Genomic DNA, 21,793 nt, shown 5'->3' on the forward strand with positions numbered 1-21,793 from the left:
GCCCACTGGCTACATTGGTGAGATGAAAAGAATCCTTGTAACTGGGGGAGCAGGATTCATTGGGGCAAATTTCGTGCACCATATGATTGCGCATTCCGACAGTGAAATCACCGTATTGGATAAGATGACCTACGCCGCCAACCGGCAGTCGCTGGAAGGCTTGGACAGCAAACGCGTCAACCTTGTTGTTGGCGACATCTGCGACTACGTGTTGGTCAACGAACTGGTGCCGCAGCATGATGCTGTGGTCCACTTCGCGGCAGAGACGCACAACGATAATTCCTTGCATGACCCGCGCAGCTTCGTGAATTCCAATGTCTTGGGAACTTTCGAACTCCTGGAAGCCGTGCGTAACCACGGTGTGCGCCTGCACCATATTTCCACCGACGAGGTCTATGGGGACCTGGAACTCGATGATCCGCAGCGCTTCACCGAAACTACGCCCTACAAGCCATCCAGCCCTTATTCGGCTACCAAAGCCTCCAGCGACCTTCTGGTCAAGGCCTGGGTCCGTTCCTTCGGGATCGAGGCGACGCTGTCCAACTGCTCGAACAACTACGGTCCGTACCAGCATGTGGAGAAGTTCATCCCGCGGCAGATCACCAACGTCCTGGGGGGATTGCCGCCCAAGCTCTACGGCAATGGGGCAAATGTGCGCGACTGGATCCACGCCAGCGACCACTCCTCGGCGGTGCAGCTCATCCTGGAAGCGGGCCAGACCGGGCGGACCTATTTGATTGGTGCGGACGGGGAGAAAAGCAACCGCGAAGTGCTCGCACTGATTCTGGAGCTGATGGGCAGGAAAGCCGATGACTTCGATGCGGTGGCCGACCGGGCCGGCCATGACCTGCGCTATGCCATCGATTCCACGGTGCTGCGCACCGAGCTTGGCTGGCAGCCGCGGTACACCGACCTGGTGCAGGGCCTGGAGCAGGCCATTGGCTGGTACCGTCAGCACCGCTCCTGGTGGGAGCCGGCCAAGGCACAGACCGAGCAGCGCTATGCGCAGCAGGCCGATGCGTTCAAGGTTGCCAGCTGATGGGCGGCGCGGCACAGCTACGGGTAGAGGACAGCCCGATTCAGGGACTCAAAGTGGTCAGCCTGCCGGTGCACCGCGATGAGCGCGGCTGGTTCAAGGAGAACTGGCAGCGGGAGAAAATGGTGGCTGCGGGTTTGCCGGACTTCCGTCCGGTGCAGAACAATGTCTCCTTCAATGGCCAGCGCGGGACCACTCGCGGATTGCACGCCGAGCCATGGGACAAATACATTTCGATGCTGTCTGGGGAGATCTTCGGCGCCTGGGTGGACCTGCGTCCCGGGCACGGTTTCGGCAGGCTGTTCACCGCTCAGGTGGGCGAAGGCCAAGCGGTCTTCGTGCCCCGCGGGGTGGCCAACGCCTTCCAGACCTTGGCCTCGAATACCGTGTACTCCTACCTGGTCACCGAGCACTGGACCGAGCCAGCCCGGTTGGAATACAGCTACGTCAATCTGGCCGACCCGGATTTGGACATCCCCTGGCCCATCAGCTTGGATGAGGCCATAGTTTCACAGGCGGACAAGGAGCACCCACCGCTGGCGCAGGCGAAACCAGTGCAGCCCAAGAAAATTGCGGTGCTCGGCGGGAACGGTCAGCTCGGACGTGCCTTCGCCCAGCTGGCGAAGTCAGATGAACGGATCGCTTTGTATACCCGCGCCCAGACCGACTTGCAGTCCCCGGGCTTCGCGGCATCGCTGGACCTTGCAAATTGCAGCCACGTGGTCAACGCGGCGGCGATGACCTCAGTGGACCGGGCGCAAACCCCTGCGGGCAGTGCCGAAGCGTGGCAGGTCAATGCCGTGGCCGTGCGCCAGCTGGCGTCACGATGCGCCGAGCGGGGGGTGCCGCTGGTGCATGTGTCCACCGACTATGTGTTCGATGGCGCGCAACGCGAGGTTGATGAGTTGCATCCGATCGCGCCGCTCGGAGTCTACGGCCAAAGCAAGGCCGCCGGCGAGCAGGCCGTGCTGGCCCACACCAGAAACTATGTGGTGCGCACCAGCTGGGTTATCGGGCAGGGCAACAATTTCGTGTCCACCATGCGCCGGCTCGCCGAGCAGGGAATCGCGCCCAGGGTGGTCGATGACCAAATTGGCCGGTTGACCTTCGCCAGCGAGCTGGCCCGCGGCATCATGCATTTGATTGATGCCGGCAGCGCCCCGGGGACCTATCACCTGCAGGGTGGCGGCGAACCCGCCAGCTGGTACCAGGTTGCCCGCGAGGTCTTCGCCTTGTGCGGCCATGACCCGGATTCCGTGCAGCCGGTTTCCACCCGGGAGTATGCCTTGGGCCGGCCGCAGTTGGCACCCCGGCCGGCGAACAGCACGCTGGACACCGCAAAATTGCAAGCGACCGGCTTCGCGCCGAAGCCGTTAACCGACTTGCTGGATCAGTTCCTTGGCCAGAATCGCGTAACGCCATAAAAACCGGGTAGGTAAAAATCGGGTGTGGTCCCAGTGAATGGCAGGTGAACGGCCAGAACCCCTCATCCAGGCTCGGCAATCCTTCCCAAGGTGCGAGTTATTCCAAGTCAACTAGAAAAGTCATGGGCACTAACTCGTTGTTCCCGAGTGAAGGCGAAGTGCTGTGCAATCACTGGGAAAAGAAGAAAAAGTGACTGAGCTTCATTTATCCTGCCGAACCCAGTGTTCTCGCTGCCTTTAAGTCCTAGGATGGGGAAACACGAGGAAGAGTCCTGACAGATTCTTTCACGGTTAATTTGGGGGAACGAACCGATTGGGGCGGTTTGAATAATGGAATATTCACGAATTCTCTCGCTGGCGGGCACTCGCAATGCTCGATCGCAGCGGGGAGATAGCAAGACAACTTCGAAACTTTCGCGGATTTCGCAAGGCATTTTGGGCAGGGTCCTGAACGACCCGCATTGCGCCGGAGCTGTGGTCTCCGGACCACCGGGCAGCGGTCGAAGGGCGCAGCTGGAAACCGACTTGGGCCAGATGGCCGAGCCGCCGAAGCTGATCCGGCTGAACGGAAGCAACTTCGGCACGAAAGTGCCTTTCGGTGTGCTTTCATTCCTGCTTGCCCAAGTCGACGTGGCCGGAGCTTCGAGCCGTCATGAGCTGATCCACCAGCTGGGCCGGGTGCTGTGCACCGACCAGCGCCCGTCAATGGTGGTGCTCGGGCGGCCTGAATTGATCGACGAGCAATCCAGCTCCTTGCTCGCCCAGCTGGCCACGATGGGCAAGATCAAGCTTTTCGTGATCTGCGAACACGTGCAGGATCTTCCTGGGGACCTGTTCGCCTTGTACCGTTCGGGCCGGCTGGCGCACCAGCGCGTCGAGCGCATGGGCAGCATGGAAACGCACGCTTTCGTCCAGCAGGAATTGGAAGGGCGGGTCTCCGCCTACGCCTCGGCAACCCTGTGCTACTTGGCCGGGGGCAACCGCTCGCTGATGCTCAAGCTGATGCACAGCTGGCGCGAAGACGGCCAGCTGCTGCAGCGCAACGGTACCTGGGCCTTGCGGATGAACGCGCTCGATTCCGGGCCAGCGATGCAGGCCCTGCACGCTTCGCTGGTCCATGGGCTCGATGACGGTGAACGCGAACTGCTCGGGGCCCTGGCACTGGGCGGGCCGGTGGAACTCAACCGCATCCGGCGTTCGGGCCTGACCTGCGAGCTTGACGGCTTGCTGAACCGTGGCCAGGCCAAGTACCTGCCCGGCGCCGCCTACAAGGTAGGCATATCCAATCCGCTGCTGTCCCTGCTCGTGCGCGCCGAATCCAGCAACCAGGCCCACCCTCACGGTGTGGAACTGCTGGCCAAGCTGCACAAGGACCCATTGGCTGCCCGGATCCTTGCGCAACTGAAATCCCTGAACGACCTTGGCGACTACGAATCGCAGCTCAGGGTGGCAGAAGACTTCCAGCAGCAGGGCTATCACGCCGAATGCTGGCCAACTGACCCGCGCGCCCGGGTGGCCATCGTGGAGATGCACGTGCGCGCGCAGGCCATGCTCGGCCAGCTGTCCAACGGACTCGAAGCAATCGACCTGGCCAGGGCGGGACTGGCCCAGGCCGCCAGGGAGTCCGGTCCGCGCGAATCCCTGGATACCGCATTCCAGGAACTGGAACTGCTCAGCACGTTCGCGACCTTATTCAGCACCGAGATGACCAAAGAAACGAGCATCGCCGGCAGCAGCGAGTCACTGCTGTCTTCGTCAGGCTGGATGAGCGAGTCATTGCACCTGCGGTCCCTGTCGTTGCAAGCTGCCAGCTGGGCGGCGCAGTCGCGACAGGCCGATGCCATGAAGCTGGTCAGTTACGTGGACGGGGAACTGCGCAATATCCGCTTCAACGGCCCGACGGTCTCGAATTTCCATTCCGAGGACGCAGCAGACATAGAGTTCCAGCTGCTCCAGGCCGAATTGCTCTCCGGAGTCTGGAACGCGGCATCAGCCCGCGCCCAGCGCCTGGCCGAAGGGCAGTACATCAGTCCCTTGCTCATTTCCTACGGGGACATCATGCGGGGGATCCTGCTGGGACTGGGCAATGACTACGACGCTGCCTTGCGCCTGCTGGAACCGAACCTGCACCAGATGCAAGTGGCCGGAGACCGGGGAACCGAAGCGCTGATTGGGTCGGTCATTGCCTATGCGCTGGCTTGCTCCGGGAGGCGGGTGGAGGCATCCGCACTGGTATGCCCTGAATACGGGACCCCCGGAGCGATGCAGATGCCGCTGAGCTTCTACTCCTGGGCGGCAGAAGTCTTCTCCTGCCTTGCGTTGGCCGAACTCGGCTCGCCGCAGGCTGCAAGGCTGCGGCTGGCAACCTTCGCCCAGCGTGCCCGCGGCGGCCAGCACACCCTGCTCGAAGCGCTGACCTTGGGGTTCGCCGCGCGGCTGGGAGACCAGCTGGTGCTGCCGCAGCTGCGCAGCGCCGCCAGACGCTGCGAGGGCCTTGTCGGACAGAATCTGGAGGCGCTCGCAGACGCGGCGGCGGCCAAGGACTCGCCGCGCTTGGCAGCGGCTCTGGACAGCATGGTCGAGGCCGGGCACTTGCTCATGTCCGTGCCATCGAACAACGAGTTCGTCACATCAATGGAAGCCAGGGATCAGCGCAAGCTTGCCCGGGCAGTCAACGGCCGCAAGCGGGACTCGGCTCCGCAGATCCAGCAGCACGACGAGCTGCAGTTTGAAGCCATCGAACAGCAGCCGGGCTGGATGCGCGAGTTGACCAAGCGTGAGGCCCAGATCGCCAAGATGGCCATAACTGGCAAAACGAATTCGGAAATTGCAAAATTCAATGGCGTCTCGATTCGCACCGTGGAGGGGCATCTGTACCAGGTATATTCCAAGCTCCAGGTCCGAAATCGCCAGGAGCTCACTGCGCTTGACCGCACCAGCCGCCGTACCGCAGGGCTGCGATGAAACAGCATCAACTGATTACCAAGACCAGGCCAACTGAATACAACCGGCTGCTGCAGATCCTGCAAAGGCCAGGTCCCGCCGGCGTCTTGCTGCTGGGCGAGCAGGGCGTGGGCAAGACAAGCCTCGTGGAGGCAGTGCTTGCCTCCTCGGGCGCGGGCGAGCCGGTCATGACGCTGTATGGCACGCCGTCCTTGAGCACTGTTGCCCATGGTGCCTTGTCGCCATATCTTGGGGCCCTGGAGAGCATCGACGAGCCGGTGAGCGTGCTGCGCGAACTGAATCGGAGCCTGCTTTCCAGCCGCGGGCAGCTTGAACCGCATATCGTTGTCGTCGAAGATGCGCAGTTCCTGGACCCGCAGTCCTGCTTTATCCTCTCTCTGCTGGTGGAAAACGCCGAGGTGAAGGTGCTGGCCCTGGGCAGCGGGTCGTTGGAAGCGGATAGCCCGCTGGGCGCGCTGGCCGAGCTGGGATCCTTCACCACCATGGCCCTGCAGCGCCTGGACCGCAAAGGAGTGCGCGCGGTGGCCGAAGGCGTGATCGGACGCAAGCTCGCCGAGGGCACGGTGAGCCTGATCGACGTGGTCACCGGCGGTAATCCCAGCTTCGTTGAAGCCTACGCTGCATCCTGCCTGGAACAAGGCACGCTTTTCCACGATGACAGGTTGCTGCAGAGCCACGGGCTCCACGAGCCGGTATGGATCGTGGCCCGCGCACTTCCGGAAATCGATACGCCAATGTTGACGCTGGGCCGGGAAATCACCCGGACCCTGTCCGTTCAGGAGCAGCAGTCGCTGTTGCTGTTGGCTTTGGCTGGCCCGCAGCCCCCAGAAGTGCTGGAGCAGTGCGGATTGCCTTACCAACGGCTGCTGAAAATCGGTGAGCTGATGCAGCAAGGCCCGGCAATGGTCTTGAAATCCAAGCTGATGCAGCGGATCGTCCGCGCCTTGGCCACCGAACATGACATCGCACAGCTGCACGACCTGTGGGTTACCGCGGCGGTCTCGCTGGGAAACGAGCCAAACGCCCGCGAGGTGCTGTGGTCCTTGGAAACCGGTAAGCAGGTGCCCATGAAGTTGGTCCTGGATCTGGCCGAGCAGGCCGCTCGGGAACTGAATTTCGGGTTGGCCCTGCGCCTATGCGTCCTGGGTAAGCTCGCCCGGCATCATGGGCAAGGAGCGCTGCTCGAAGCGCGGATGCTGCTGAGCATGGGGCGGCACCATGCCGCGCGCGCGCTGTTGCTGCGCCTGATCGATCAGCTGACCGATCTGGCGCTGCTGGGGCAGGCCTACGCCTACCTGCTGGAGGTCACCACGAATATCGGAACCGATGGCGTCGAATTGGGGCGGATCCTGGACGATTGGAAGCATCGGGCCCTGGGGCACGCGGACGCAGAAGAGGTAGCCAGCTTCTTGGCCCTGCATAGCGCAGGGGCCAGGGTCCTGGATTTCTGGCTCAGGGTCAATACCGCCCGCGGTCCACTGCCGAGCGTTTCCGAGCTGCAAGAATTCCTGGAGGACCGGCTGCTGCCCGCGCAGGTGCGCTTCATCGGCATGATGGTGCTCAGCGACCTGCACACGTCCGCCGGCCGGTGCCAGCAGGCCTTGGATCTGATGGAACCGGCTTTGCAAGACCTCAAGGAGTACCCGGCCCCGCAGTCCATGTACGAGGTCCGGGTGTTCTTCCGCATTGGCTGGAACCTGCTGTTCTTGGGACAATACGAGCGCGCCGCGGCATTCATCGACTCCTACCGCCATGCCCGGCTCCGTTCCATCCAGTACTACCAGGGGGCAATCTCGCTGCTCGACGGCGTCAGCCACCTGCTGCAAGGCAGAGTACAGCTCGCCATGGCCAAAATGGCCGAGGCCGTGACGGAACTGCAGATTGCGGACACCACTCAACTGCTGGCCTTGGCCAGTAATCTGTACCGGCTGCTGCTGGCCCGGTTGGGCTTTCCGGTGCCTGAAGCCCTGGTCACCGGGCCCGAGTCCTTCAGTTCCAGCGGTACGATTTCGCTGAACGGACAACTGGGCGAGGAGTCGTCGAAGCAGCGCATCTTCGCACGGGCCTTCGCAGCGGGACTGGGCCATCCGTATCCGGGTGAGTCGCTGGAGTGCTTCCCGCTGGTGGAACGCGAATTCCTTTTCAGCATGACCCGGCAGCTGGGGGACCAGGAGCTGGCCGAATCCCAGATGGGTGAAAGACTGCGTGCCTTGGCTGCGGGGCAGCAGGGATCGCGAGCGGCGTTTTTGGCGCGCCTGATGGACTTGCGAGGCTCAGAGCTTGGCGAGCCGCTGGAGCAGCTGGCCCAGGACGCCCTGGCCAAGAAAGAATACCTGGTGGTGATCGAGGCCTGGGCCCGGGCGGCCGAACGCTACGCCCAGTCCGGGGACCAGCGGCGCTGCGGCGCCTTGCTGCGCCGGGCCGCCCAACTGATCGACCAACAGGGGATGGACCCGGGAAAGTACATCGCCCGTGTCCTGGCGCTGACCGAATTGACCGCCCGGGAAGCGGAAATCGTCGGTTTGGCCCGGCAGGGATTGAATAACGCGCAGATTGCCCGGACCTTGACGGTCTCGCAGCGCACGGTGGAGGGGCATCTCTACCGGGTATTTTCGAAGTTGGGGATTACCGAGCGCGCGGAATTGGATCACGCAGGGCTTGAAGCGGGTACAACCGGCAGGTAGCACGTGCCGGTTTGCGCAAACTTGGAGTAGGTACCACCCGTGCCCGGCCCAGCACAGGTGGGTAATGTGATTTGCGGGAGCTGGAGACTTACGCAGGCGTTCTTTTGCGAACGAGTGCCTATCCGTAGGGTGCGCGGTCGGTGCCGTGGCGGCGAAGCTCTTTCCTGAAACGGGGCCGGCGGCCAGCGAATCCGCGAGGATTACCCCCAGCGCTACCGCCGGTCCCTTCCCGAAAAGGCCCTGTATCGGCAACCCCTCTGCGCCGGTGCAGGGTTTTTCCATGCCCGGAAACTTCCTTCCAAGTAGCGAGCGAGTATGAACCAAGTGCCGTGTGAGTATTTGAAGGATATGCAGGCCATCTTTTGAGTGTTCTTCCACTCGTGCATCGGATGCATTCGCATCATAGGCTCAAGGTCGAGAACGGCAGCCGGGCTGGTGGGACAGCGCGATTGCCATGTGTATTGGGGAACTCGCTTATTTCTTGGGGGAATACAGATGATTGACGTTGTGTTGCCGGTCTGCGACCACCCTTGCTGCGTCGAATCGCTAGCCAGGGTGGGAACAAGACATGTCGCAAATTAGCAGCAGGCTGCGCGAAGATCGCGTATCTTCTCTCGGCACCTGGACGTTCGCACCTCCAAGGACAAATCAGGAAACCGGTACCGCCAGTGCCCGGGGCCGCGCTTATCTGCGTCGGCTTTACGGCACTGATCTGCTGGTCATTTCCTTGGTGAGCTCCTTGCCGGCAATCACGCAATTCCAGAGCTCGCAGATGCCGCAGTTCATTGCGGGTAGCACGCATTACTACGTGCTGGCCGGGTTGCTGCTCACCTTCGCCTGGATGGCCAGCTTGCTATCCTTCAAGGCCCACCGGCTGGGAAGTGTTGCCGTGGGGATGCAGGAATACAAGATCATGGTCTATTCGGGGCTGGCACTGTCGGGCTTCATGGGGGTACTTATCGTGCTCACCGGCCAAGACAGCCTGAAAATTTTCCTGGTCCTCTCTTTGCCGCTGGGACTGCCCGCACTGCTGCTGAGCAGGTGGACCTGTCGCCAGTGGCTGAGCTGGCGCAGCCGAAGCGGCTACGCCTTGAGCAATGTGCTGATCTACGGCCAGCCCACCGACGTCCCGTACGCCGTCCGCCAGATTTCCAAGAAATCCGGGCCCGCCTACCGGGTTGTTGGCGCGCTGATGGACGGCGCGGCGGATCCGGAAGCCGAACGCGATATCCGCAAAACCGATCCGACCCTTCCTCTGGCCTACGACACCGGCGCCATCGAGCAGGAAATCCAGCGGTTGCATGCTGATTCGGTGATCGTGGCCGGACCATTACCCGGTGGCAATGAAGCCTTGCAGCAACTGGGCTGGCGGCTTGAGGGCACCGGGACCAGGCTCATCGTGGCCTCCTCGATCATCGGGGTTGCCAGCCGCCGCGTGCGGACCAGCCCCGTGGATGGGATGCCGCTGCTGCATGTGGAACTGGCAAAGTTCACCGGAGCGCGATACCTCTGCAAGCGCGGCTTCGACATCGTCTTCTCGCTGCTCGCCTTGCTGGCCTTGTCACCGGTTTTCCTGGTGATCGCCTTGCTGATCCGGCGCGAGGGCCCGGGGAAGATCTTCTTCCTCCAAGAACGGGCCGGACAGGACGGCCGCCCCTTCAAGATGATCAAATTCCGCACCATGGTCCACGATGCCGAAGCGCAATTGGCCGCCCTGCAAAAGCTGAATGAAGGGGCAGGGCCGCTGTTCAAATTGAAAGACGACCCGAGGGTCACCCGGTGCGGCAACTGGCTGCGCAAGCATTCATTGGATGAGCTGCCGCAGTTCCTCAACGTCCTGCGCGGGGACATGTCGGTGGTCGGACCCCGTCCGGCGCTGTTCGCCGAAGTGGAAACCTATGAGGGCCAGGCCCGCCGCAGGTTGCTGCTGAAGCCGGGGGTGACCGGACTTTGGCAGGTCTCCGGACGGTCAAACCTGGAGTGGAAGGAAAGCGTGCGGCTGGATCTGTACTACGCAGAGAACTGGACCGTGCTCAGCGATTTGCGGTTGATCTGGCGTACCTTCCAGGTCATGGTCAAGCCCGACGGTGCCTACTAGGAGCCAGGATGAGAACTTGCAGCGTGCCCGCGGGCACGCCGTGGCAGGGCCACTGGGACAAGAAGATATCGGGCCGCATCAATTTGCAGCCAGGATCCGCAAGCATGCGCTACCTCTCATCGGGTGCCAAGCGCAACCAATGTTCGAAAACAAAGCAGTACGGATTCTGTGGGGGATCAGAAAATGCGTTCGTTGCGAGCACATGAGCCTGGAAGCACTCGGGCTATCAACAAGAATTGCTCTGGCGGGACACCGCCGGATGCGCATCAACCAGTCCATCCGATTTCCTGCGCGGGAGAATTCCCGCTTGCGAGTTCCGGGTGGGCTCATGAGGCGGAGTCGGCGGCATGTCAGTCGCGCGAAAACACGACTTGCCCCCCAGCTGCCGCCGACTCCTTTGCCACGAAACCCGCCGGACGGATAAGAATTCTGTCAACGCTGGCGATGCTCTGCTCGTCGATCTTCTTGCTTGCAGCGTGCACTTCAGCTGCGCCCCAGGCGAGCGAGCTGGACAATGCGGCGCCGCAAGAACAAGCACCATCACCTTACGCACCGCCAACTGGGAAACCCCAGGCCAATCCGACGAAGGCACCGGAAGACAGTGCGCCGCAGCTGGAAGCTACCAAAGTGCCCAGCGACGAGCCAACACCCGAAGTAGAGAAGCCAGCGGACTACAGCGGGATAGCCTTCGAAGCCGGCGATGGAAAGCTGCCGGTGGTGAAGCGCTCCGGTGAAGCAGTCAGGGCCGCAGACCGCATGCCGGCGAATATGAAGGATGCGACACAAGCCAGCTATCGGGACGGCGTCAACGTCACGGTTGCCGCGATCGGCAATGGCATCGTGAAAAGCGAGGGACCAGGCTATTTCACCGGAGCGAAATACCGGGTGTACGAGGTCCGGATTAGCAATGGATCCGGTGAGGAACTGGACATCTCCAGTGTGATCATTAACCTCGTGCCGGGCAAGGGCCAGCAGGCAGCACTGCCGCTATACGGCGAGGTCGAGGCCTATGACTTCTCTGGCACGATCGAGGCAGGAAAGCAGGCCAGCGCCCACTACGCCTTCATCGTCCAAGATGCCGGCGCCGTGGCAAAGGTGCAGGTGGATCTGGACAACCAGCACGCTCCAGGGTTGTTCACGTTGAAGGCAGAGAAGAAATGACTCTAGCCAGAACCCTGCTGAACAAGATTGCCGGTGTAGCTTCATCTTCCACGGCACAGGCAATCCAGTCCCTGACGAGCCTGATTGTGCTGATGCTGGCCGCCAAGCTTCTCGGGCTGGAGGCGCTGGGCCTCATTTCGACGCTTTACGGAGCGCTGATCCTTGCAGCCGCCATCATCTCCGGCTTTGTCGGCGACTCGTTGACGGTACTGGACCGGCATGATCCGCATGTGCGGGCCGGACTGCGCTTCTGGCTCGCGTTGCTGGCCCTGTCCCTCGGGGCCATCGGAGCGTTGCTTTGCTGGGCGGGTACCGAGCTGGGCTTGCTCGGAGCTGTGCTCTACGGCCTGGCAGTGGTTGCCTACGTCGCTGAAGAGCTGGTTCGGCGCAGTTACATGGTGATCCTCAGCTTCGGAAAGCTGATCGCGGTAGACCTGGTGGTATTGGGAACCACCAGCATGGTGCTGCTGGGATTCGGCGTCTTCTCCACCTTGACGCTGGAAGCGTTCTTCTTGGCGGTCCTGGCCGGGCAATGCGCCGGAACCGCCTTCGGTTGGCTGCGCCTGCCAAACAGCGAAAAAACGCTGGCCCACCGTCCGGCGCAAATCCGGGCTGTGGCCAGATTCGGAATCTGGCGCTCTGCCCTGCAAGGACTGCGCCCGGCCCAGCTGACCGTGATGCGCGTGCTCGTCACCGCCTTGATCGGCCTGGCCGCAGCCGGCGCGCTGGAGGCGGCTAGGCTTTATGCTGCTCCTGCGATGCTGCTGGTCACCGGCACCTGTGCCTACCTGTTTGCGTCACTGGCCCGCGACCGAGATGCCGGTCCTTGGCGCCAGCTGAAGAACACTGATTCGGTGGTGCTCAAGCTTTTGCTGGCCACCGCAGGCTGCGCGGCCATTGGGCTGGTGCTGCTGCCTTGGGGCGGACCTCTGCTGACGGGCATCCGCCCGTCAGGTCTTGCTGTTACCGGGTGGCTGGCGTATGCCAGCGCGGTGGCGGCATCCACGCCGTATGGCCTGCTGGCTGCGGTACACGAGAATGCACGGCCGGTATTTGCTATCAGGTTCATGGACAGCATCCTGTCCGTGGTGCTGATTGCCTCGGTCCTGGTATTCACTTCGGACTACCGGCTGGTTCCGTGGGCCGCCGCCGCTGGTGCCTTGGCCGGCGGCTTGGCCATGCGGCGGTGGCTGCAGAAATCGGTTGCCGTGCACTTGCCCCGGCAGGGGCAACCAGCGGGCCGATTCGCCCAGCAGCGCTGACTTGGCAAAGCCCCGGTATCAACAATGAACGGAATGGACATGGAAGAGCAGCAGATAACGGCAGGCCGGCGCACACCCGTGCGGCGATTCACACGGGTGCTGGCTTCGGTCGCCGCGGCTGTGCTGGTCATTGCCGGCCTGAGCGCAATTCCGGCGACAGCCGCTGGCGAAGAGGAAATCGAGCTGCCCGAGACGGTCAGCGCAAATCATCTTCCTACCCCGCAGCTGAACGGGGTGGCTTGGGACCTGCGTGTGCGCGGGAATGTGGCTTATGTGGTCGGTTCGTTCACCCGGGTACGGCCAAGCGGTGCGAATCCTGGCGGCGCCGGGGAAGTGGTTCGCAATAACGCCATGGCCTTCAACATCACCAACGGGCAAATCCTGCCCTGGAACCCGAACTTCAACGCTCCAGTCATGGATATCGAGTTCTCTCCGGATGGAAGCCGTTTCTACGCAGGTGGACAGTTCACCGCCGTCAGCGGCCAAGCCCGCAGCAAGATCGCTGAATTCACCACTTCCAACGGGGCGCTGACTTCCTTCTCCGCCAGCGTGGGCGGGTCCGTGGAAACCCTTGCAGTGACCAGCGACGCTGTCTACCTGGGCGGCTCCTTCAACTCCGTGGCCAACCAGACCCGGCGCAATGTCGCCAAGCTGAACCGCGCCAACGCGGAACTTCAGGCGTGGGCACCGGCCACCGATGATATCGTCCACGGCATCATCGCCACCGACCAGAGCGACCGCGTGGTCATTGGCGGACGCTTCCAGACGATCAACAACGAGCCCAAGGTCGGCATCGGCGCCGTGAATGCGACCACCGGCCAGCAGGCGGCATGGAGCTCCACTCCGGTCCCGGCGCGGATCGATGACAATGCCCGTGCATGGGTCGTGGACCTGAAACTGGAAAACGGCGTCATCTACGCGGCGAACAACGGCATGGGCTGGCACTGGTTCGACGGCCGATTTGCCGCCGATTACGCCACCGGAGACCTGATCTGGCTCGATAATTGCTATGGATCGACCTCATCGATCAGCATCATGGGCGACGTGGTCTACTCGACCCCGCACGCCCACGACTGTTCGTCGGTCAACGGGTTCCCCGAGGAGAATCCGATGATCTGGAAGCGCGCGCTGGCGGAGACTGCCTTCGCCACCGGTACGGATGCCACTGCGCCGTCGAATAATTCGCTGGTGCGCAACCAGCCAATCCCGACCTTGCTGCACTGGTATCCCTCGATCAATACCGGTACCTACACCGGGCAGTACCAAGGTGGCTGGGCCATGGACAATAACGGGGACTACCTGGTTCTCGGCGGCGAGTTCACCAGGTTGAACAACACCAACCAGCAGGGCTTGGCTGTCTTCCCCAAGCGGTCGCTGTCGTCGAATTCGATACGGCCCGAGTACACCGCGGGGCTGAAGCCGTCGGCGATTTCCCAACGCAGCGGTTCCGTGCGCGTGGCCTGGCCGACCACCTGGGATATCGATGACGAAACGCTCACCTACGAGCTGCTGCGCGATAATTCGCTCACCGCCATCGACAGCCAGGATGTGTCCTCCATCTGGTGGAAAAAGCAGTCGCTGGGCTTCCGCGATGACAGCGTGGCTCCGGGCAGCACCCACACCTACCGGGTACGCGTCTCGGACCCGTGGGGCAATAACTACATCGGTCCGCGCTCGGATCCGGTGACCGTCAGCAACAGCGCCGAGAGTCCGTATACGCAGGTCCTGCGAGAGACCGGCGCGGATATCTACTATCCACTGAACGAATCCGATGGCAGCGTAGCCTTTGACAACATCGGTTTCGTCGATGCCGACGCCAGCGCGGTCTTGCAGCGCGGCCTGCCCGGTGCGATCAGCGACGATGACGCCAGCGGGTTCAGCGGGCAGTCGCTGGCGAGCCGAAATGCCGCGACCGCGCCGGACACCTTCACCACCCAGCTGTGGTTCAAGACCGAGAGCGACCAGGGCGGCAAGCTGATCGGCTATGGCAGCTCGGCCACCGGCGACTCCGGTAGCTACGACCGCCATGCCTGGATGGACAATTCCGGACGCTTGCACTTTGGCACATGGCTGGGGTGGGCGGCAACGGTCAGTTCCTCGGCGAGCTACAACGACGGGCAGTGGCACCAGCTCACCGCAACCCTGGGCCAAGCCGGAATGCACCTGTATGTTGACGGGCTGAAGGTCGCCGAACGCACCGATGCCAGCAGCGGCCAGGCCTACTCCGGCATGTGGCGCATCGGCGGGGACAACCTCAACGGCTGGCCGAACCAGCCGTCGAGCAAGGCCTTCAACGGCGAGCTGGACGAGGTGGCGATCTTCAACGAGCAGATTGACGCAGCCACCGTGCTGCAGCTCTTCCAATCCACCGGGCGCACTGCGGACATTCCCGAGCCTCCAGCCGATGCCTACGGCATCGCGGTCTACGCCGATGAACCGCAGATGTACTGGCGCCTGGATGAAACCGGGGGCAACGTGGCCACGGACAGCACCATCGCCCGCAACGACGGAACCATCAACGGCCCGGTCCGCTACGCAGAAGATTCCGCCATCGGCCACGGCACATCGCTGGGCTTCGGGGAGTCCGATGCCGCGGTGGTCTCGAACCGGGCGGTGCAGAACCCGACAGTGTTCTCCACCGAGGCCTGGTTCCGGACAACCACGGGCAATGGAGGCAAGATCATCGGTTTCGGCAATGCGGCCAGCGGCCTGTCCTCCAGCTATGACCGGCATGTCTACATGCGCAATGACGGCACCTTGGTCTTCGGCGTCTACACCGGAGCTGAAAATCTGGTCACCACCGGCCGTGCCTACAACGACGGGGACTGGCATCATCTGGTTGCCACGTTGTCCGGCGAGGGCATGAAGCTGTACGTCGATGGCGGGCTCACCGGCACCAACCCGCAAACCGCGGCCGAGCCGTTCAACGGCTACTGGCGCATTGGCGGGGACCGGGTATGGTCCGGAGCCAGCTCCGCATGGTTCGATGGCGAAATCGATGAGGCCGCCGTCTACGCCAGGGCACTGAGCCAGGCCGAGGTCAATGAGCACTACGGGATTGCCGGCGAGCCGAACCAGGATCCGGTGGCCGACTTCACCAGCACCAGCCAAGGTCTGGCGGTGGCCTTCGACGCCAGCGGATCAACCGATGCCGACGGCACCATCGCCAGCTACGCCTGGGACTTCGGCGACGGGCAAAGCACCACCGTGCAGACCGAAGGAGTGCTTCATGAATACGCCCAGGCCGGCACCTACACGGTGGTGCTGACCATTACCGATGACCGCGGTGGCACTGCCACGAAGACGCAGCAGGTCGAGGCCAAGGCGGTCAACCAGCCGCCGGTGGCCGCGATAGCCAGCGAACAGACCGGTTTGAAGGTAAGCCTGAGCGGTTCCGGATCCGAGGATCCGGAACAAGGAGAGCTGTCCTACGAATGGGACTTCGGCGATGGCAGCCAGAAGGCCTCCGGCCAGGACGTGGAGCATGCCTATGGCGCAGGCGGAGAGTACACGGTGACCCTGACGGTGACAGACAACGCTGGGGCCACCGCCCAGGCGCAGAGCATCCTGACGGTGGAAAACTCCGCTCCGCTCGCGGCCATGGAAGTGGTTGTTGACGGCCTGGGCATCCAAGTCAACGGTGCTGGCTCCGCAGACCCCGAGGGCGGGGTACTGGATTATGCCTGGGACTTCGGCGACGGGACCGAGGCCACCGGGGCCGAAGCCGCCCACGAATACGCGGAACCGGGAACCTACGAGGTCACCCTCGTGGTCGCCGATGAGCACGGGGCCACCGGCACGGTGGCGAATTCGGTGCAAGTGAAGGTGCCGAACACGGCACCGGACGCTGCCTTCGAATCCACCGTCGACGGACTGGCCGCCGTCTTCACCGCCGCACCATCGCAGGATGCCGATGGGCAGATCGTGTCCTGGGAATGGGACTTCGGCGACGGGACCACCGGAACCGGGGCCGAAGCCATGCACCAGTACTCGAGCAGCGGCACCAAGACCGTGACCCTGACCGTCACCGACAACGAGGGCGCCACCGGCACCGCTTCCAGCGAAGTCACCGTGCAGGACCCGGCCGAGCTGGATCCGACCGCGGCCTTCACCTGGGAAGCCGATGAGCTCGCGATTACCGTGGACGCCTCCGATTCGCTGCCTCCGGCAGCCGGCGGGGAGATCACCGGGTACCTGTGGGAGTTCGGCGATGGAACCCAGGCCAGCGGAGTGGCGGCCAGCCACAGCTACGAGTCGGCCGGAACCTACTCGGTGACGCTGACCGTCCAGGCAGGGGAGCGGGAAAGCACCATCAGCCAGGTGGCCACGGTTGCCGCCGCCCAAGGTCCGCAGGCGCAGTTCAGCACCGCGGTACGCGGACTCGCACTGGGCGTCGATGCCTCGGGCAGCACGGCCGGGGATACGCCGATTACCGGATACCAGTGGGACTTCGGCGATGGGCAGAACGCTCTGGGAGAAACTGCGCAGCATCGCTACGCCGAGGACGGCCGGTACACGGTCACCCTGACGGTCAGCGATAGGAACGGGCTGGAATCACGCACTGAAACCGAAGTGGATGTCCAGAATTCGGCACCGGTGGCGGCCTTCGCCCTGGAAGTGAACGGACTTGAAGTCCAGGTCGATGGCGCCGCCTCCAGCGATGCTGATGGCCAGATTGCCACTTACGCATGGGATTTCGGAGACGGGAACACCGCCAGCGGCCAGAATGCCTCCCATGAGTACGCCGAGCCAGGCGGCTATCCGATCAAGCTGGTGGTCACCGACGAGGACGGCGCAAGTGCCGAGCTGGTCCAGCAAGTGCAGGTCGCGGCCGTCGCCGAACCGGCCCTGCTGGTTTCAGATGCATTTGGACGCACCGTTTCCGATGGCTGGGGTGACGCCGATACCGGGGGAACCTGGACGCGGCAAGGCTCATCGTCCAACTTCAGCGTGGCCGGAGGCACCGGAACGATCCGCATGTCCTCCGCCGGCAGTGGACCGCTGTCGTGGCTGCCAGCCACGGTACGGGAAGGCGACATGCGCATCAAGCTCAGCCGCGACAAGGCTGCCACCGGCGGAGGCATCTACCAGACGGTGACCATCCGGGATATTCCTGGCGTCGGGGCGTACCGCGCCAAGGTCAGGTTCCTGTCCAACGGCTCGGTGGCGGTGACCCTGGAGAAGGTTGTCTCCGGCAGCGTCAGTGCGTTGAGCGCCGAGACCGTCATCGGCCAGGTAGACGGTTCGCCGGGCAAGGCCGTGTGGCTGCGTTTGCAGGCTCAGGGCAGCAGCTCCACCAGCTTGCGGGCCAAGGCCTACAACCAAGGCCAGGATGAGCCGGTGAACTGGCAGCTCAACGCCACCGACTCCACCGCCGCACTGCAGGCCGAAGGCCGTTTGGGGTTGTCGGTCTACCTCTCCGGCTCGGCGGGTAACGCGCCGGTCAACGGCGGGTTCGATGATCTGGAGGTGCGGGAAATCGCCGAATGAGCCCGGCCGTTCGCGGTTCGTTGCGCCAATGCGGTGCGAATCGCGAGCGCTGGCTCAGCGGCTTCGCCTAGGAATGGGCATTCGATGGATAGAACACGGGAAATGAACTAGATTGTACTCAGCTTGGGTTGTCCCCTGGGGATGCGCTGCACAAATGCGGTGCTTGGGGACAGGGCTGAATATCGGGGGCGCTTGCGGCCGATCGCGGCCGCAAGCACATAAGAGTTCACTGGGGAGGACTCACATGCTGCAAGAACAACAAGGATACCGTTGGGCAGTCGCAGAACTGCGCCAGCGGCAGAAAACCAATAAGGGAGCGCCAGCCTACTCGCGCTTCGTCAACAGGCCACTGGGCCGCCGGCTGGCGGCACTGGCCTATCTGCTTCGGCTAACGCCCAATGGCGTCACCGGCATCAGCGCACTATGCACGGCTGGCGGACTGGCGGTGATCGCGCTGCTGGAACCGTCCTTCGGCTCTTCGCTGCTGATCACGGCTTTGCTGGTGCTCGGCTACGCGCTGGATTCTGCTGATGGGCAGCTGGCCCGTCTCCAAGGCTCCGGATCCGCTGCCGGCGAATGGCTGGACCATATTGTCGATGCGATCAAGACCGCCGCCCTGCACGCGATGGTGCTGATCTCGTGGTACCGGTTCTACCCGGTAGAAGGCGCCTGGTACCTGGTGCCCATTGCCTACCAGGTCGTGGCCTGCAGCCTGTTCTTCTCCATGATCCTCACCGATCAGCTGCGCCGGCTGAACTCCGGGAGAACGGGGCACTACCTGCAGGGCCAGGGCAAGAGCTCGGCCCTGTATTCATTGGCCGTCGTGCCTACCGACTTCGGCCTGATCTGTCTGGCCTTCCTGACGCTGTGGCTGCCATCGGTGTTCATTCCGGTGTATGTCCTGCTGCTGCTGGCCAACGCAGGCTTCCTGGCGCTGGCCCTGGGCAAGTGGTACCGGGAGGTGAAGGGCCTTGGCCAAAGCGCTTGATTACCAAGAACATCGCACCTGGCCAGCTGCACCGGAATTGGGCTGGGGACAGCATGCGCATCGGGAGGCGGCAGGCATGGATCTGAGTGATTTCCTCTTCGTGCTGCGAACCCGCTTGTGGTGGATCGCGGCCAGCACCCTTGCCGGGATACTCGCCTCCATCGCCATCACCCTGGGGATGACCCCGGTCTACACCGCGAAGTCGACCTTGTTCGTCAGCGTCAATTCCAGCCAGGACACGGCCTATGCCCGTGGCCAGTTCGCGCTGCAGCGAGTGGGGTCCTACCCGCAGCTGGTCAATGATCCGCAGCTGATCAACCAGGTGATCCGCGAGCTCGATCTGGATCGCAGTTTCCAGGACGTCAAATCCAATGTGAACGCCACCAATCCGGTCGATACCGTGCTGCTGGCCGTGACGGCGAAGGCCCCGGAGGCCCAGCAGGCCGCGGACATCGCCAATACGGCTGCCGGGTTGCTGGCGGAGTCCATCCAGAAGCTGGAGAACACCGACCCCAAGAAGCTCGAAGTCAAAGCGGAGCTGTCCGTGCCGGCCGCGGCACCGCAGTACGCCACCGCGCCTCGCAAATCCGTGAATCTGGCCCTGGGCCTGGTTTCGGGAGCCAGCTTGGGATTGCTGCTGGCCCTGGCGCTGCACAAGTTGGATCCGAGGATCCTGCGCGGCCGCGACGCCGAAAGGCAATTGCGCATGCGCGTGCTGGGCACCGTGGCGGCCCGGTCCAAGGACGGAGCCCGTGCCAACCCGACCGGCATCCAGGTCGGTTACCGCCAGCTGGTATCGAACCTGCTGATGGCCAATGACGGGCGCCTGCCGCAACGCATCCTGGTGCTCAGTACCCGTGCCGATGCGGTTCTCGATGGGCAGCAGCTCGCCCAGACCCTGGCGGCCATGGGCAAGCGCTCGGTGATCGTGCAGGCCGACCGTCAACTGGAGCCGCTGCGCCGCGACGAGGCAAGTGGAACGGGCCTGGCCCAAGTGCTCGCTGGCACCAGCGAGCTGCATGATGCGCTCACTCATATCGAATCGGTGCCGATGGGCTACCTCCCTGCCGGACCGCAACCTGAAACGCTGCGCCGTTTCGATGTGTTCGCCGGATTGGACAGCTTGATCGCTTCCCTCGAAGAGGATTTCGATGTAGTGATCTTCGTAGCCAGCATGGAGGGCCAGCCGGTGGACGCCACCGCAGTGGCCCTGCACAGCGATTGCGTGATCCTCACCGGACGTGAACGGCGAACCACCTACCGACAGGTTGCCGATGCCCTGCAGGAGCTGAACGCTGTGCGAGTCGGAGCGACCGGGCTGGTGCTGGTGCGCAAGCCTTCGCGCTTCCGGCACCGGCGGGGTACCTGATCATGCCTCCGGCCGTCAGTGCGTCCTGGACGCCGGCGGAGCAGATTCCGGTGCCACGGCGCTACCGGGTTCCGCGTCTGTGGCAGTTGAACCTGCTGTGGATCCTGATGGTCTTCAGCGTGGTTGCTTGGCGCCAAGGAACGCTGTTCACCGGCGGACTGGACCTCGTGGTCGTGCTCAAGGCGCTGCTGCAAGGCGCCGTGCTGTGCTGGGCGATCCTGCTGTGGATGTGGAGTGGGGCCCGTCAGCCGGTAGGCGTGCGCAGTATCGCGCTGCTCGCTCCGGTTCTGGCCCTGAGCGTGATCGGGGCGATGGCAGAAGGCAATGTCATGGCCTCGGCCATCATCGCGATCCGCGTGGCGATGCTGGCAGCGACAGTGCTGTTCATCATGCGGGTTTTCCCGGCCCACCAGGTGCTGCTGGCCATGTGCGTCGGTTTGGCCGCGGTGGGCATCCTCAGCGCGGGGACCGGGCTGGCGCTGGGCGGAGGCGGGCGCCTGACAGGCGGCATCCCTCCGCTGAGCCCCAATGAGATTGCCTTGCTTTCCGGCATCCCGGCACTGGTTCTTTTCCACCAATCGCTGCGCGCGCACGTGCGGTGGTGGCACGTGGGGATGCTGGTGTTGCTCAGCGCCATCCTTCTGCTCTCCGAGTCGCGTACCGCTCTCATCGCGGCTGCTTGCACGGCAGCTGGCATGCTGCTGATGCTCCGCCGAATCCCGTTGCAGACCATCGTGGCGGCGCTGGCGGCCCTTCCGCTGGTGTTCTACCTTGCGTTCCTGACTCCGGTTTTGCAGAATCTGATGGCTCGCGAGGACAGTGCCTCGGTGATGACGTTGAACTCCCGGACTATCAGCTGGTCGGTAGTGCTGAACCTGCCCAATGATTCATGGCAGAGATGGATCGGTGCGGGATTGAGCCAGAAGACCATTGCTGTCGAAGGGCAGTACTGGGACGAGCAGGTTTTCGATTCTTCGTGGATTTCCTTGCTGGCGCAAACTGGAATCATCGGAACGCTGCTTGTGGCTTTCTGGGTTCTGCTGACGGTTTTCGCCGCATTGCGTTCAAGCAGGCTGCGCAGCTTGCTGTTCCCGCTGCTGGCATTCGTGATCATCCGCAGCGTGATGGAAAACGGGCTGGTAGATGCCGGTGCGCTATTCCTGATTTTCCTGGTGTTCGCCCTGATGCTGGAACCGGCCAGCAGCCGAGCGGCCTTGGACTGGGAACACGCTGCACCCCTGCAGCGCAAGCAGCCGCCGGAGCCGCCGGATCCGCCGGTGGCGATGGGCAACTGAACCCGAATGCACCGGATCCCGG

At 63.2% G+C, this 21,793-nt stretch carries 11 protein-coding genes; all 11 read left to right on the forward strand.

The features are described from left to right. Window positions 1-22 precede the first annotated feature (22 nt). The 11 genes from rfbB to ACIOU9_RS16445 all read left to right on the forward strand — a co-directional run bounded on the left by rfbB (window position 23) and on the right by ACIOU9_RS16445 (window position 21,771). Window positions 23-1,039: a dTDP-glucose 4,6-dehydratase gene (gene rfbB / locus ACIOU9_RS16395; protein WP_402697572.1), complete on the forward strand. Its 1,017-nt coding sequence runs from the start codon at window positions 23-25 to the stop codon at window positions 1,037-1,039. Then, window positions 1,039-2,460, forward strand: coding sequence for a dTDP-4-dehydrorhamnose reductase (rfbD, locus tag ACIOU9_RS16400; protein ID WP_133834687.1), 1,422 nt, complete (start codon window positions 1,039-1,041; stop codon window positions 2,458-2,460). Before rfbB ends, rfbD begins: the two co-directional genes overlap by 1 nt. A 435-nt stretch (window positions 2,461-2,895) precedes the next feature. Then, entirely contained in the window at window positions 2,896-5,424 is a 2,529-nt protein-coding gene (locus ACIOU9_RS16405; protein ID WP_402697574.1) for a LuxR C-terminal-related transcriptional regulator, read from the forward strand. Then, window positions 5,421-8,108 carry a LuxR C-terminal-related transcriptional regulator gene (locus ACIOU9_RS16410; protein ID WP_402697576.1) on the forward strand — a complete coding sequence of 896 codons (2,688 nt, stop codon included), beginning with the start codon at window positions 5,421-5,423 and terminating at the stop codon, window positions 8,106-8,108. The genes ACIOU9_RS16405 and ACIOU9_RS16410 overlap by 4 nt, the downstream gene beginning before the upstream one ends. A gap of 568 nt (window positions 8,109-8,676) precedes the next feature. Next, on the forward strand, window positions 8,677-10,206 hold the full coding sequence (locus ACIOU9_RS16415; protein ID WP_133834685.1) for a sugar transferase: 1,530 nt from the start codon (window positions 8,677-8,679) through the stop codon (window positions 10,204-10,206). Between the two features lie 627 nt (window positions 10,207-10,833). Beyond that, a complete protein-coding gene (locus ACIOU9_RS16420; protein ID WP_146112301.1) occupies window positions 10,834-11,367 on the forward strand; it encodes a hypothetical protein in 534 nt (177 codons plus the stop codon). After that, window positions 11,364-12,629 carry a hypothetical protein gene (locus ACIOU9_RS16425; RefSeq protein ID WP_402697578.1) on the forward strand — a complete coding sequence of 422 codons (1,266 nt, stop codon included), beginning with the start codon at window positions 11,364-11,366 and terminating at the stop codon, window positions 12,627-12,629. Before ACIOU9_RS16420 ends, ACIOU9_RS16425 begins: the two co-directional genes overlap by 4 nt. A gap of 33 nt (window positions 12,630-12,662) precedes the next feature. Next, window positions 12,663-18,119: a PKD domain-containing protein gene (locus tag ACIOU9_RS16430; protein WP_402697579.1), complete on the forward strand. Its 5,457-nt coding sequence runs from the start codon at window positions 12,663-12,665 to the stop codon at window positions 18,117-18,119. Between the two features lie 244 nt (window positions 18,120-18,363). After that, entirely contained in the window at window positions 18,364-19,107 is a 744-nt protein-coding gene (locus tag ACIOU9_RS16435; protein ID WP_105658095.1) for a CDP-alcohol phosphatidyltransferase family protein, read from the forward strand. A gap of 76 nt (window positions 19,108-19,183) precedes the next feature. Further along, on the forward strand, window positions 19,184-20,476 hold the full coding sequence (locus tag ACIOU9_RS16440) for a Wzz/FepE/Etk N-terminal domain-containing protein (protein ID WP_146112302.1): 1,293 nt from the start codon (window positions 19,184-19,186) through the stop codon (window positions 20,474-20,476). A gap of 2 nt (window positions 20,477-20,478) precedes the next feature. After that, the gene (locus tag ACIOU9_RS16445) at window positions 20,479-21,771 is read left to right on the forward strand and encodes an O-antigen ligase family protein (protein ID WP_402697581.1); all 1,293 of its coding nucleotides are present in this window, start codon (window positions 20,479-20,481) and stop codon (window positions 21,769-21,771) included. The last annotated feature ends 22 nt before the right edge of the window (window positions 21,772-21,793 follow it).

This window comes from Glutamicibacter sp. NPDC087583 (assembly GCF_044743685.1).
Lineage (GTDB): Bacteria > Actinomycetota > Actinomycetes > Actinomycetales > Micrococcaceae > Glutamicibacter.